13 protein-coding genes are annotated in these 13,683 nt (G+C 69.3%); 7 read left to right on the top strand and 6 right to left on the bottom strand.

What is annotated here, in order from left to right:
- Nucleotides 1–74: 74 nt before the first annotated feature.
- Nucleotides 75–599 (top strand): TetR/AcrR family transcriptional regulator, encoded by a 525-nt coding sequence (locus SALPAC6_RS0105895; RefSeq protein ID WP_018252501.1) that lies wholly within the window; start codon nucleotides 75–77, stop codon nucleotides 597–599.
- 135 nt (nucleotides 600–734) lie between these two features.
- Nucleotides 735–1,571, top strand: a complete 837-nt coding sequence (locus SALPAC6_RS0105890; RefSeq protein ID WP_018252500.1) for a LolA-like protein — start codon at nucleotides 735–737, stop codon at nucleotides 1,569–1,571.
- 68 nt (nucleotides 1,572–1,639) lie between these two features.
- Here SALPAC6_RS0105890 and SALPAC6_RS0105885 read toward each other — a convergent pair whose 3' ends face one another.
- Both SALPAC6_RS0105885 and SALPAC6_RS0105880 read right to left on the bottom strand, forming a co-directional pair.
- Nucleotides 1,640–1,897, bottom strand: a complete 258-nt coding sequence (locus SALPAC6_RS0105885) for a hypothetical protein (RefSeq protein ID WP_018252499.1) — start codon at nucleotides 1,895–1,897, stop codon at nucleotides 1,640–1,642.
- On the bottom strand, nucleotides 1,894–2,220 hold the full coding sequence (locus SALPAC6_RS0105880; RefSeq protein ID WP_018252498.1) for a DivIVA domain-containing protein: 327 nt from the start codon (nucleotides 2,218–2,220) through the stop codon (nucleotides 1,894–1,896). Before SALPAC6_RS0105880 ends, SALPAC6_RS0105885 begins: the two co-directional genes overlap by 4 nt.
- Before the next feature lie 356 nt (nucleotides 2,221–2,576).
- Between SALPAC6_RS0105880 and SALPAC6_RS0105875 the strand changes: the two genes are divergently transcribed.
- Together SALPAC6_RS0105875 and SALPAC6_RS0105870 are read left to right on the top strand one after the other, a co-directional pair.
- Nucleotides 2,577–2,786 carry a GntR family transcriptional regulator gene (locus tag SALPAC6_RS0105875; protein WP_018252497.1) on the top strand — a complete coding sequence of 70 codons (210 nt, stop codon included), beginning with the start codon at nucleotides 2,577–2,579 and terminating at the stop codon, nucleotides 2,784–2,786.
- A gap of 298 nt (nucleotides 2,787–3,084) precedes the next feature.
- Complete coding sequence (locus SALPAC6_RS0105870) at nucleotides 3,085–4,533, top strand: RCC1 domain-containing protein (RefSeq protein WP_026189351.1); 1,449 nt, start codon at nucleotides 3,085–3,087, stop codon at nucleotides 4,531–4,533.
- A 102-nt stretch (nucleotides 4,534–4,635) separates the two neighbouring features.
- Here the strand turns inward: SALPAC6_RS0105870 and SALPAC6_RS0105865 are convergent, their stop codons facing one another.
- Nucleotides 4,636–5,010: a VOC family protein gene (locus SALPAC6_RS0105865; protein WP_018252495.1), complete on the bottom strand. Its 375-nt coding sequence runs from the start codon at nucleotides 5,008–5,010 to the stop codon at nucleotides 4,636–4,638.
- 320 nt (nucleotides 5,011–5,330) lie between these two features.
- Between SALPAC6_RS0105865 and SALPAC6_RS0105860 the strand changes: the two genes are divergently transcribed.
- Together SALPAC6_RS0105860 and SALPAC6_RS0105855 are read left to right on the top strand one after the other, a co-directional pair.
- A complete protein-coding gene (locus SALPAC6_RS0105860) occupies nucleotides 5,331–6,197 on the top strand; it encodes a LolA-like protein (RefSeq protein ID WP_026189350.1) in 867 nt (288 codons plus the stop codon).
- A 95-nt stretch (nucleotides 6,198–6,292) separates the two neighbouring features.
- Nucleotides 6,293–6,703: a VOC family protein gene (locus SALPAC6_RS0105855; RefSeq protein WP_026189349.1), complete on the top strand. Its 411-nt coding sequence runs from the start codon at nucleotides 6,293–6,295 to the stop codon at nucleotides 6,701–6,703.
- A 127-nt stretch (nucleotides 6,704–6,830) separates the two neighbouring features.
- Here the strand turns inward: SALPAC6_RS0105855 and SALPAC6_RS0105850 are convergent, their stop codons facing one another.
- Nucleotides 6,831–8,390, bottom strand: a complete 1,560-nt coding sequence (locus SALPAC6_RS0105850; RefSeq protein WP_018252492.1) for a hypothetical protein — start codon at nucleotides 8,388–8,390, stop codon at nucleotides 6,831–6,833.
- 345 nt (nucleotides 8,391–8,735) lie between these two features.
- Complete coding sequence (locus tag SALPAC6_RS0105845) at nucleotides 8,736–10,415, bottom strand: DNA repair helicase XPB (protein WP_018252491.1); 1,680 nt, start codon at nucleotides 10,413–10,415, stop codon at nucleotides 8,736–8,738.
- A 424-nt stretch (nucleotides 10,416–10,839) separates the two neighbouring features.
- Between SALPAC6_RS0105845 and SALPAC6_RS0105840 the strand changes: the two genes are divergently transcribed.
- A complete protein-coding gene (locus SALPAC6_RS0105840; RefSeq protein ID WP_018252490.1) occupies nucleotides 10,840–11,076 on the top strand; it encodes a hypothetical protein in 237 nt (78 codons plus the stop codon).
- Between the two features lie 66 nt (nucleotides 11,077–11,142).
- Here the strand turns inward: SALPAC6_RS0105840 and SALPAC6_RS0105835 are convergent, their stop codons facing one another.
- Nucleotides 11,143–13,605, bottom strand: a complete 2,463-nt coding sequence (locus SALPAC6_RS0105835; protein WP_018252489.1) for a helicase-associated domain-containing protein — start codon at nucleotides 13,603–13,605, stop codon at nucleotides 11,143–11,145.
- Nucleotides 13,606–13,683: the final 78 nt, after the last annotated feature.

The raw sequence follows: 13,683 nt of genomic DNA, 5'->3' as shown, positions 1-13,683 counted from the left end.
GAGGTTCTCCGTATAGGGGTAACGTAGCATGCGGAGAGACTCTCCGCTTGTTTGTGGCCCAGGAGGAACGAGGGATGCGTGTCGACGCACGGCGCAACCGGGACCGGCTGGTGGCGGCGGCCACCGCCGTCATCGCCGCGCAGGGCCCCGCCGCCTCCCTCAACGAGATCGCGCAGCAGGCCGGTGTCGGTGCCGGCACCCTGTACCGACACTTCCCTACCCGGGAGTCACTTCTGCTCGAAGTCTTTACGTCCCGGATCGAGACCTTGTGCGTGCGCGCCCACGAGCTGGCCCAGATCCGGCCGCCGGGCGACGCGTTGGCGGCATGGTTGGAGGCGTTCCTCCAACACTGCCTGACGGATCGGGGCCTGGCCGAAACAGTCATGAAGGCGCCGCCGGGCTCCGACCCGGACTGCGCCACGAAGTTGCGTACGGCGGGGGCTGGCCTGGTCGCGCGAGCCCAGGAGGCTGGCACCGTGCGTGCTGACGTTGAGGTCGAGGACATCCTGCAACTGACAATCGGTATCGCCCTGGCTGCGGATAGCCCTGCCCGGGCGGAACGGCTCCTTTCGTTCGCCCTTGTCGGCCTGCGCACCTGATTTCCAACCATGGGCGCTTCCTCGGCGCTGGTCGGTTTTCCTGCGTGGCATGCCCGATAGGGCGACGCCGAGCTCCGTCGAGTGGGATAGCGTGACCCGTCGTTAATTCGCATGCTTTCGGGGGAGTGACTTCACGTGTCACGTTGGAAGAACATCGCCGTCCTGGCGGCGGCGGCGACCGCCTCTGCGGTCGCGGTGACCGGCTGCGGGCCCAGCACGGCCTCGCAGGAAGCAGCACCGCAGTCGAGCGTGCTGGAACTGCTCGCCAACGACCTCCAGGGTTCACTTCAGGAGGCGGCGGACCGGACGAGCAAGATCGAGACCGTGCAGGCGACGATGGTGGCCACGGGTCCCGAGGACTTCGGGATGCAGATTGCGATGGATCTGCGTGACTCCGTGAGTTACGAGATGGTCATGGAGACGGAGGGAGAAGTCACCACCATCCGTTTGATCGACTCCGTGATGTACACGGAGATTCCCGAGGCAGAACGCGAGCGTTACGACGGTAGACGCTGGCTGAAGATGGACCTCTCTGCCGCCTCGGGGATGGGCCTCGACGAACAGTTGCAGGAAGCCGACCCGGTCCAGCAGGTCAGGACACTGCTGGAACTTGAGGGAGTCACCGTTGTCGGCGAGGAGACTGTGGGCGGGGTGCCCACGGTCCACTACAGCGTCACCGCCACCATGGAGGAACACCTCGCTCTGCTGGAGGAGCAGGGCAAGCTCGACTCCGGCGACCTGGCGAACTCCGCTGGCCGGGCAGCCAAGTTCGGCGTCACGGAGATCAAGACCGAGCTGTGGATCGACGAGCAGTACTGGCCGCGCCGGGCCCGCCTGACCATGGGCGCGATGGGCGTCATGACGGTCGACTACACCGACTACAACGAGCCAGTGACCATCGAGACGCCACCGGCTGCCGAGGTCGCCGACCTCCTCGGCGACCTCGGGGAGAAGCTCAGCACCACCACCTGACCGGGACGCACGGTCCCACCGGTCGCCACGCTCTGCCCGGCCGGGCTCACCCCGGCCGGGCAGCGTCGTTACCGGGGCGGGCGTGGCCGGCAGCGCGAGGTGTGGTCCACCGCGAGTACGCACCGGCCACGTCCCTCCGGCAACAGTCGGTCGCAGAAGACCCGGTGGCGCACATCCTGCTGGTCCTCAGCGGAGACGGTCACCCCGCCCGGCTCGACCCGGGCGCTGATCCGAATCAACACCCGGGCGGCGGTCCGGGCCAGGATCCGGGCTCGCATCAGGTCGGCAGCGGCGACCGGGAGGTGGATCACCCAGCGGCTGGTCATCGGTAGTGGTGGCGGGCCGACTGGGCGCTCTGCCACTCCCGCAGGGCCTTCTTGATCCGTACATTCTCCTCCTGCACGGCGACCAGGGCGGTCTGCGCGGTGGTCAACTCGTCGGCGACCCGGTGCAGGAAGTCGCGGATCTCCACCGGGTCGAGCCCTCGTCGGCGGACCGGGAAGCACCGGTCCCGGATCTGCCCCGGCCGCAGCGGCAGCCGGGGGCGTATCGGCGGCGGCGCGGGTTTGTGGTGGTGGCTGACCGGTCTGTGCGGGCTGGAGCTCGGTCGGTGCGTGAGTCGGCGGATCAGGCTGCGCATGGTGGCCACCCTTCGTCGAGTCGCGGGTAGGTGGAGGGGCGCTCCGCCGGCCGCAACCGGCGGAGCGCCCGCCCGGCCATCGCAGCCTCAATTGGCGGTACGACAGCCGGGCCGCGCCCGGGGGCGGCGCGGAGGTGCGGTCTCGGCGGCGATGCGAGACAGATACGAGAGGCGCCAACCGACCGCAGCAGCACCGCATCACCGACAGCGACGCTACTGACACCGAGTCACCTATGTCAAGGAGTCACTTACCCAGCTACCCGGCTAGGTCATCCATGCAACATATGTTGCCTGTGGCGAAGGGTTGATCGATACTGGGTGGGCCAACCGACTGCAAGGGGCCCGACGTGCCTATTCCACCCACGATGGACGAGTTGCTCGAAGACCTGTTGAGCAAGATTAAGAACGGGACCTATCCGCCCGGCTCGCAGTTGCCCTCCGGTCGGGTATTGGCGGACGAGTACGACACCTCGCAGTCCACGATCAGCCGAGCGGTGGCGCGGCTGCGGGAGCAGGGGGTGTTGGTGGGTCGTCCGGGGCGCGGCGTCTTCGTCGCCGAGCCACCGAATCGCTGACGGGGGTACTGCCCTTGACCGGGCAGCACCCCTTCTGATCTGGGGCCCCTTGCTGGCTGCGACGGGCTGAGGTTGTCGCCCGTGTGCTCCGCCGGCCGCCCCTGCTGCCTGCGGACGACGGGCTCCCATAGCTGGCGCTGGGAGGCGCCGAGGTGTCGAGCGCCGCGACCAACTCCTGGTGGGGGCGCCAACCGGCAACCTTGGATTACTGGCCTTTGGGCGTTTCATTCTAAGAAATGTGGTGAGAGCGGGGTAAAAATGACATCTGCCCTAGTTGTCTGCTCGGAGGTTAGGGGCGATGCAGGGGATCTGTCAGCGGGCAAGTCGTAGCGTTCGAGCGCGCGAGGTGGCTCGGGCCGGCACCGGATGGTTCTGCCTCGTCCTGGCTGTGACACTCCCACCGGCGGTCGGTGTGTCGCCTGCGATCGCACAGCACGGACTAGCAGCAGCACCTGACGCGTCGGACACCATCCTCGCCTGGGGCGATAACAACGACGGCGAGTTGGGGGACGGGACCACCACGGACAGCAGTACGCCCGTCGAGGTCAGTCTGCCGGCGGGCACCACCGTCACCGCCGTCGCCGCCGGCCACGACCACAGCCTGGCGGTCACCTCTGCCGGCACCGCCCTTGCCTGGGGCGACAACCGCTTCGGCCAGCTTGGCGATGAGACCACCACGGACAGCATCACGCCCGTCGAGGTCAGCCTGCCGGCGGGCGCCACCGTCACCGCCATCGCCGCCGGTGACGACCACAGCTTCGCGGTGACGTCCGCCGGCACCGCCCTTGCCTGGGGCGACAACGACCGGGGTGAGTTGGGCGACGGGACTACCACCCGCCGCAGCACACCGGTCCCCGTCAGCCTGCCGGCGGGTACCACGGTCACCGCCATCGCCGGTGGCATCGCTCATGGCCTCGCGTTGACGTCCGCCGGCACCGTCCTCGCCTGGGGCCTGAACTCCGATGGCCAGTTGGGGGACGGGACCACCGCGGACAGCAGTACGCCCGTCGAGGTCAGTCTGCCGGCGGGTGCCACCGTCACCGCCATCGCCGCCGGCAGTCTCCACAGCCTGGCCGTCACCTCCGCCGGCGCCGTCCTCGCCTGGGGCCTGAACTCCGATGGCCAGTTGGGGGACGGGACCACCGCGGACAGCAGTACGCCCGTCGAGGTCAGTCTGCCGGCGGGCGCCACCGTCACCGCCATCGGCGGCGGACGAGACCATAGTCTCGCGGTGACGTCTGCCGGCGCCGTCCTTGCCTGGGGCGACAACGGCCGGGGCCAGTTGGGGGATGGGACCACCGCGGACAGCAGTACGCCCGTCGAGGTCAGTCTGCCGGCGGGCACCACCGTCACCGCCATCGCCGCCGGCAGTCTCCACAGCCTGGCCGTCACCCCCGGCGGCACCGCACTTGGCTGGGGCAGCAACTCTGATGGCCGGTTGGGCGACGGGACCACCGCGGACAGCAGTACGCCCGTCGAGGTCAGTCTGTCGGCGGGCACCACCGTCACCGCCGTCGCCGCCGGCGCCGCCCACAGCATGGCCCTGGTCGCACCGCCACCGGGCGCCACCGCGCCGCCGCCGGACTCCACCGCGCCACCACCGGACTCCACCGCGCCGCCCCCGGACCTGCCCACCACCGGCGCCAGCCTGCCCATCACCCTTGCCGCCGCCACCCTGTTGCTCCTCACCGGTGCCACCCTCATCCGCCTCGCCCACCAGCATCAACCGACCCGCCGTCTACGCTGAAGCAATCCGAAGCGCCGGACGCGGTGCCTTCGTCGCCCGAGCCACCACATCGCTGACGGGGTGCTGCCCTTGGCCGGGCAGCACCCCGCCCTTCTGCGGTTGCTATGCCTCGGCCCAGACGGCCAGCTCGTTGCCGCTCGGGTCGGTGAAGTGGAACCGACGCCCGCCCGGGAAGTCGTATGGACCGTTGACGACGGTGCCGCCGGCCTCGGTCACCGCCTGGACTGACCCCTCCAGGTCGGTCGAGAACAGTACGACCAGTGGGCCGCCCGCCCGCACCTGCGTGTCCTGCCGAAGTCCACCCACCTCGGGTGCGGACTCGCCGTGCGGGCTGCGGATGCCGGCGTATTCCGGCCCGTAGTCGGTGAACTGCCAGCCGAAGGCCTCGCCGTAAAACCGTTTCGCCTCCGTGAGGTCGGTTACGGCGAACTCAACATAGTCGATGGCGTGCTGTCGGTGTGTCTCAGATTCGTTCATACGTCAGATCGTGCCCGCCGGGTACGACCAACTCGTGGAGGCGAACCCCATCCACGCTGTCCCGCCGCACAATGTCCAGCCGATGGGCCAGCTTGATCAGTGGTCAGGTGACGTTCTACTACGACTGATATCACCATTAGTCCAGCATGGACGATGTGGGTTCGTCTCCGCGTTGCCGATGTGACGTGGGTCGGGAATGTACTGGTTCGCCGTCCCTGTCGCTGCCGGGCAGGTGGGTCCGAAAGGAGCTTGTCCGGCTTGACGGGCCGGGCTACTGTGGCCAGTCGACCTAGATTTGCTTCCCGGGGGAGTGGCTTCACGTGTCACGTAGGAAAAAATTGAGCGTCCTGGCAGTCGCGGCCGTCACGGCGGTTTCGATGACTGCCTGCGGACCGAACGACTCCGCGGGAGATTCGGGTGCGCTGGGGCGGCTGACCGATGACGTCCCTGGCTCGCTGCAAGCGGCAGCCGACAAGGCCAAGGAAACCGAAACGGTGCGAGCTGACGTGGTTACTTCGGGAGGTGCCGCAGATTCTGAGATGCAGATGACGATGGACCTCCGTGATACGGTCAGCTTCGAGATGGTCGGCGATCTTATTGATGACCCCGTCACCATGCGCGTGGTTGACTCCGCTATTTATATGGAGAATTCCGCGGAGGAACGGGAGCTCTACGGCGGTAAGCGCTGGATCAAGTTCGACCTCACCTCATCGCCCGAAGACGGGGTGGACGTGGATCAGATGTTGCAGGAATCCGACCCATCCCGGCAGATCAAGGCGCTGCTGGAGTTGGAGGGCGTCACCGTCGTGGGTGAGGAGACGGTGAATGGGATCCGCACGGTCCAGTACACCGTCACCACCACCCCCGAGGAGCTCGCCGAGGCGCAATCGGAGGGGTCGGCTGATCTCTCGGACCTGTCGACTACGGGGGACGCTCTCGGTGTTACCGAAGTAACGCTCGATGTCTGGATCGACGAAGAGTACCTTCTCCGCCGGTTCCGCTCGGACCTGGGCACGGCGGGCGTGACGACGGCTGACTACTACGACTACAACGAGCCCGCGCAGATCGAGGCGCCCCCGGCAGCGGACGTTGCCGACTTGGAGGATGTCTTTACGGACCTTCAGGACTCCTTCGCGGACATCGAGGATGCCCTGAAGGAGCTCGATGACGTCACAGGTGGCAACTGAACGGAATAGTCCTAGCTGATCGTCGTACTCCGCCCGGCCGGACTCCCCGGCCGGGCGGAGTCGTGCCGTCCGCCCGACCCGCATACGCTGCCATGGTGCAGATTGACGTGGTTACCCTGCTTGTCGAGGAGTACGATCCGGCGGTCGAGTTCTTCACCGCCGCACTCGGCTTCGACCTCATCGAGGACTCGCCATCACTGACCAATGACGGGCGACCCAAGCGGTGGGTCGTCGTCCGGGCCCCGGGTGCCCAGACCGGGATTCTGCTCGCTCGCGCCGACGGAGAACATCAGCGTGCCGCTGTCGGTAACCAGGTAGCCGGCCGGGTCGGGTTCTTCCTTCGCGTTGACGACTTCGACGCCGCGTACCGGCGGATGACCGAGGCTGGTGTCACCTTCGTCCGAGAACCGCGGACCGAGCCCTATGGCCGAGTCGCGGTCTTTCTCGACATTGCCGGCAACCGGTGGGACCTCCTCGGCGCCGCAGCTCCCGTGACCAGGCCGTAACGTAGCTCGGAAGTGCCTCCCCTTGAAGAGAAGCCTGTAGGGGTCGCAATCACAGGTTTCCTTACAGGGCAGGCACTTCCGCTCAACTATGCGCCGACGAACAGCACGCCTCGGCGACTACCGCGAATCATCCGGGCTGGTTGTCAGCGATGCGGATGAGGCCACCGACGGCACCGATGTACGCGGCGCCGTCGGGTCCGATGGAGATCGGGGCGTAGTGGTTGTTGACAAGTGGTCCGGCTCCGGCCAGCCTGCTCCATACCCGTTCACCGGACCGTACGTCGATCGCGGTGAGGTACCACGCGTCCGGATGTCCAAGCAACTGGCCGCCGGGGCGGAACGCCAGTTCGTCGGCGGAGGGGTGGGTGTAGGTGTACAGGAGCCCGTTGGCCAGCGAGACCTTGCTGACCACACTCGGGATCCGCTCGACCGTGTTGGACCAGTCGACGGAGCAGTTTCGGCCGGGGTAGTCGACGTGTATCCGGGTCAGACCCGGCACCGTGTCGGGCTGCCTGGCCCCGGCCAGCCCTTTGAGTAGCGCCCGTCCGTCGAACTGGTATCCGTAGTTGTTCTCGACGATGATGTCACCGCCGACGGCGACGAGGCTGTTCTCGGTGGCGCTGGTGCCGGCGGGAAAGACCGGCTGGGCGCAGACTTCGGTCGGCCCGTTCTTGCCGCGGGCGAACACGAGTACTCGCATGGCGGGATCGGCGTTGTCGGTGATGGCCACGTAGCCCCCATCCGGTCCAGACGCCGGGCCGATCAGGGTGGGGGTGGTACCGCTACTGTGGCTGAACTGGCCTGGTTTCTGTCGGCTCCCTCGGTCGTAGGGGGCGCGCCAGGTGACCTCGGGCCGGCCGCTTGGGGCGGCGTCGAACCGGTAGAGCGCGTGGTCGCTGACGACAAAGACTCCGCCGGACTCGTCCACGGCGAAGCTGTTGGTGATCTGCTCACCGTCGAGTTCGTGCGTTTCGATCCGGCCATTGGTCATGTCAAGGGTGCCGACGGTGCCGTCCTCAGCGGCGAACCAGAGCAGTCCCGACCAGTCCGGCAGGGCCGACACGATGCCGCTGGTGCCGATGGCGGGGGTGAGGTCGTAGCTGCGTTGGGGTACGAGGCGGTCGTCCTGGACGGCGACGACCAGGATCTCGCCGGTGTTGGTGGGGATGATCGCCTGGTCGTGGTTGTCGAGGTAGAAGTACGCGCCACCGACGGCATCGGTGGGGCTGGCGCTGGCGGCACCAGGCAGGCTCAGGGCGGTGATCGTGTCGAGGGTGTTCGGATCCAGGAGAAGTAGCCGAGGTGCCTGGCCCGGGGTGATGCAGACCGTAACGATCCGGCCCTTGGAGTCGAAGGTGACCGTAAGGCACACCCCGCCCTGCAATCGGCTGCTCACCATCAGATCGCGCCCGGAAGGGCCGGGATTGTGGTAGGTGTCGGTCTGGTAGGCATCGCCATGCATGTTGCTGGTGCCGTTGGCGGCCATGAAGGGATGTTGCGGCACCTCCGTGGTGTCGATGGGGTGGGCTGTGGCCGGCTGACCCGTGAACGGCTGTAGTCCGACACCGCGGGGATCGACGGGGATGGGCAGGCTGCGCCCAGCCGCACTGTCGACTGCGGTCGTGCTGGGTAGAGTCAGGCCGATCACCGTCATGGCGGAGGCCAGGGCGAGACTTCGCTTGCGCATATGCATGGTCCTGACTGTCGACGAATATCGATAGCGGGTGAAGTGTAGAGCTCTGTCGATTGCGTCGGCAATGGGCGGTAGGATCCCATGGCGGGGGTGATGGCCTGGTTCGTCAGCCAGTAGCGTGATCGCGGATGGTCGATAGCTAGAGCCGCGCCGCGTCAAAGGGTAGATTGCGGATTTTCCGGTCGATCTATGCCTTGACGCTCGACCTCTGGGCTGACGAGGAGTACCTTCTCCGCCGGTTTCGCTCCGACATGGACAAGGCCCTGAACTCCGCCCGGCCGGGCGGAGTTCAGGGCCTTGTCGGCGTACGGTGTGGTGGTCGAACCCTGATCGGGTGGGTCAGTCGACCGAGGGGAGCGAGGGGCCGAGGACATCGTCGGCGTCCACGATCGTGTAGGCGTACCCCTGCTCGGCGAGGAAGCGTTGCCGGTGGGCGGCGTACTCGGTGTCGATCGTGTCCCGGGACACCACCGTGTAGAAGTGCGCCTGCCGGCCGTCGGCCTTTGGCCGGAGCACCCGGCCGAGCCGCTGCGCCTCCTCCTGCCGGGAGCCGAACGTGCCCGACACCTGGACCGCCACCGCGGCCTCCGGCAGATCGATCGAGAAGTTACCCACCTTCGAGATCACCAGAGTGCGCAGCTCACCGGAGCGGAACGCGTCGAAGAGCCGCTCCCGCTCCCGGTTCGTGGTGGACCCCTGCACGATCGGCGCGTCCAGATATTCCCCTAGCTGGTGCAGTTGGTCGATGTACCCGCCAATCACCAGGGTCTGCTCACCCGGGTGCCGGTCGAGTAGCGCCTTCACCACCGGCAGCTTGGTACGGGTGGTCGCCGCCATCCGGTAGCGCTCCTCGGCCTCCGCCGTCGCGTACGCCATGCGCTCGGCCTCGGTGAGCGTCACCCGTACCTCGGTGCACCTGGCTGGGGCGATCCAGCCCTGCTGTTCGATGTCCTTCCACGGCGCGTCGTACCGCTTCGGACCGATCAGGCTGAACACGTCCCCCTCCCGGCCGTCCTCGCGAACCAGGGTGGCGGTCAGCCCCAGCCGGCGACGGGCCTGAAGGTCGGCGGTGAACCGAAAGATCGGTGCGGGCAGCAGGTGGACCTCGTCGTAGACGACCAGACCCCAGTCCCGTGCCCCGAACAGGTCCAGGTGGGTGAAGGCGCCGCCGCGTCGTGACGTCAACACCTGGTACGTCGCGATGGTGACCGGACGGATCTCCTTGCGCTCGCCCGAGTACTCGCCGATCTCCGCCTCGGTCAGCGACGTGCGGGCCACCAACTCGCGCTTCCACTGTCGCCCCGCCACCGTGTTCGTCACCAGGATCAGCGTGGTCGCCTTCGCCTCGGCCATCGCCGCCGCCCCGACCAGGGTCTTTCCCGCGCCGCAGGGCAGCACCACCACGCCGGACCCACCGGCCCAGAACGCCTCCACCGCCTCCCGCTGGTAGGAGCGCAGCGTCCACGGCTTCCCGCCGTCCGCGCCGGCCTCGGCCAGCTCGATCGGGTGGGCTTCACCGTTGACGTACCCGGCCAGGTCTTCGGCCGGCCAGCCGAGCTTGAGCAGCGCCTGCTTGAGCCGCCCGCGTTCGGACGGGTGCACCGTGATGGTGTCGTCGTCGAGCTTCGGGCCGAGCATCCCGCTGAGCTTCTTGCTCTTGGCGACCTCGACCAGCACCACCCGGTCCACGGCCCGCAGCACCAGGCCGTGGGCCGGGTCGTTGATCAGTTGTAGCCGGCCGTACCGGTCCATCGTCTCGGCCACGTCAACCAGCAGGGCGTGCGGCACCGGGTAGCGGCTGTACGTGATCAGTGCGTTGACCACGCCCTCGGCGTCGTGACCGGCGGCCCGGGCGTTCCACAGTCCCAGCGGGGTCAGCCGGTATGTGTGCACGTGCTCCGGTGAGCGCTCCAACTCGGCGAACGGTGCGATCGCCAACCGGCATGCCTGCGCATCGGGGTGCTCGATCTCCAACAGCAGGGTCTTGTCCGACTGCACGATCAGCGGTCCACCACTCACGTGAGCGCCTCTCTTGATCTTCGGATGTCGGCTGTCGTGCCCGGGCGGTCGTGCCGCGAGACGACCATCCAGTGTTGCACGCTCCGCACCGGATGCTGGAATTTGCGCGCGCCATGCAACCTGGCGGGGCGCTGGTACGTCTTGCAGGGTGACGGCCAACGCGGGTGAGTCTCACGTTTCTGGCTCCGGGGTGCCTTCCGGACCTTGCCCGCACGGTCGTCACGCTGGTCGGCGCCGGTGCGTACGCGTTCGATCCGCGGCCGAGGGCGGCGGGGGCGGAGGGCCCGCGTCGGTCGGGGCGGCGGAGTCGCCAACGGGGGCGGGCGCAACGCCCGGGCCGGACCGGCCGGTCGAGGTGCTGGCCCACGGCCACTGTGGGTGTCACCCTGGACCTTCGAGTTTCGAAGACGGCGGGGAGGACGGAATGACCCTCGACCAGGACGTGATGGCCGAGACGCCGCGGAGACCCGCTCCGCCCGTCTCCGCCGGTATGACGGTCGCCTACGTGGCCGGCGGGGTGCTCCTGTTCGGCTGGTTCCTGTTTGGTCTGCTGGTGCAGCGGCAGGGCCTCGTGGACTCGGTTGGCGAGACCGCCGGTACGGCGTTTGGTCTGCTGCTGGTCGTTGCGGTGGTCGGCACGTTCCGCCGCGACCGGCGCTGACCCGTCGGGACCTCCCGCCGTAACCGGCGCCTACCCGCCACGACCCGGGCTGAGCAGTCCCGGCGTTCAGTCCGCCAGCACCGCTGCCGCCACCCGGTGTAGGGCAAAGGTGTGCAGCATGTCGGTCCGCTCGTCTTCCGCCCGTAGGTAGCCCGCCCCGATCGATACCGGCCGGACCAGCCGGGAGGCGGTCGCCCCGTGTGCGTCGACGTACCCCACCCAGACCAGCGCCTTGTCCCGGACCGCCTGCTGAAGTACGGCCAGCGCGTCGGTGTGGCGGTGCGCCGCTCTGGCGCCTTCCTGGCCGCGGAGCAGCGCCGGTGCCTGCCGGGCGGCCCGGGTGGCGGCGTCACCCCGCCGGATCTGCTCGACCATGCCGAGGAGCCGGGGCATCGGGAGCCTCGGGGCGGCGAGCGGGTCAACGACCCGGGTGGTGCCCGGCGTGCGCGCCGGCGCCCGGTGGGTCCTGGGTCGGGTGAGCACCGCCGCGCCGGTGGCGTCCTCGGGCACCGGCGCGTAGCCGGCCTCGCGCAGTGTGGCGAGCATGCGGTTGACCGGGCCCGGTGTGACGAGCACGGTCGGCGCGAGCCGGCGGAGCGCCAGCACCTCCAACCGGCGGTCGGCGAGTACCTCGCCGAGCAGCACCTCATCGTCGCTGCGCAGGTACGCCCCGGTGGCGCCGACCCGCAGACCGCCGTGCCGGCGGGCGACGTCGTCAACCAGGTAGGTGAGCCCCTGCGGCACCGGGGTCCGCGAGCGCCGGGCGAACAACCCGTGTAGGTCGTCTGCCGAGTAGCCGGCGTCCAGCGCCCGCCGGACACTCGCCGGGGTCACCCGGTGCACGCTGGCCCCGCCGGCCGACTCGTGTTCGGCCACCACGTCCAACTCGGCGGCGAGCGTCGGGTCAGCCGGCCCGGGTACGACGACAGTCAGATCGGCCTGCACCAGGAAGTGGTCAACCGGGGCGGGTAGCAGCCCGTCCAGCGCCCGTACCGCCGTTGACGGCTCGCCGTCGGCGTGCAGGCCCAGCGGGTCGTCAGCGCCCCGCTGCTCGCCGGCGGTGGTGTCGGCGAGCAGCAGCCGCCCGTACGAGGTGAGCGCCCCCAGCCCGGTCACGCCCAGCGTGGCCGCCTCGGTCAGCACCTCCCGGTGTGCCGCCTCCCGTCCCCGACTGCGTCGGGGCGCTCGCCAGTCCAGCAGCGCCAACACCTCGTCCGGGGTGGGCGCCGTCGCCGGCTCCAGGTCGGCGAGGACACTGAGCGCCGCATGCCGGGCGATCGGCGCCCCAGCGCGTTCCGCCTCGGGGGAGAGCACCGTGATCGGGCGGTCCCGGTCGTCGCGTTGGCCGACCAACCCGGGTTGTCGGGGCATCGTCAGCCAGGCGTGGGCTAGCTGCTCCCACCGTTGCGCCAGCGAACCGGCGCGCCATGTCTCGTACCCGGCGCTCGGCAGCACCTGCTGCTCGGCGCCGGAACGGGGGGTGGTGGCCCCGGGCACCTCCAACTCCCCGGTCAGTCCGGCGGCGTGTGCCGCCTCCAGCAGCAGTGCGGCTGTCGGTTCGTCCAGGCCGAGGGCGCGGGCCAGCCGGCGCAGGTCGCGGACGCCCAGGCCACCGGAGCGAAGCACCGAGGCCGGCTCCGCGGCGAGCTGTTCCAGCAGCGCCTCGGTCTGGCGGACCACCTCCATGCTCTGGCCAGCCCCGGCCGAGTCGACCGCCTTTGGTTCCCGGGGTGGGGCCGCGACCAGTGGCGGGTCGGTGGGCATGGGGCCGAGCGAGCCGGTGTCCCGGCGGAGCAGGAGCCCCACCTCCCGGGGCAGCTCGACAGTCCCGGGCCGGCCGCCCCCACCGGTGGTGACCGAAACCAGGAGCCGGTGGTCAACCAGCCAGCGCACCGGTGATCCGGTGGGTGCGCCGCCGTTCGTGGGGTCCGGTGGCAGGGCATCCTCGGCGCCCAGGGGCGGGGCCTGTAGCGCCCCCGGTGGCACGCTGCCGACCGGCGGGCCGGCGGCGAGCCGATCCAGGATGGCCCGGGCCGAGGGCGGTGCCGAGAGCAGGGTTCGCCGCAGCTTCGCCGGGTCCGCGCAGAGCGCCGCCGCCCGCGAGTCCAGCTCCGCTGCCGGCCGGCCCAGCCCGGCGGGGTACGGGGAGACTTCGTCGATGCCGCCGATCACGTGTAGGCGTTCGTCGGGGCCGTACAACAGCAGCCGGGATCGGAGCAGTAGCACCGCTTCGCGGACGGCGGCCGGGTCGGGGGGGCGCGCGTTGGCGGCGACCATGGCGAGGATCACGTCGAGGCTGGTGGTGTCGGCTGCCGCGTCGCGGGTGAGCCGGGCGGCGTCGAGGACCTGAAGCGTGAACTGGTCCAGGCTGTCCAGAACGCGGGCCACCGATACCCGGGACTGGGCCCGGAGGGCGAGCGCGGCGAGGTCGGTGGGTACCGGTACGACGAGGTCCGGCCGCTGTTGGAGCAGGGCCGCGAGCGCTGGGTCGGGCAGCGCGCGCAGGTGGTCGGCGAGTGAGTTGGTCATCGTCGTTCCACGCTAGCCCGACGGGTGCCCGCTCCGCCCCTCGGTCGGCCAGTCGCCCCGACGCACCGGTGACCGCCG

The organism is Salinispora mooreana (assembly GCF_000379065.1).
In the GTDB taxonomy this organism is placed as follows: Bacteria; Actinomycetota; Actinomycetes; order Mycobacteriales; family Micromonosporaceae; genus Micromonospora; species Micromonospora mooreana.
Note: the sequence above shows the minus strand (reverse complement) of the source record. Positions and strands in the feature narration are given on the sequence as shown.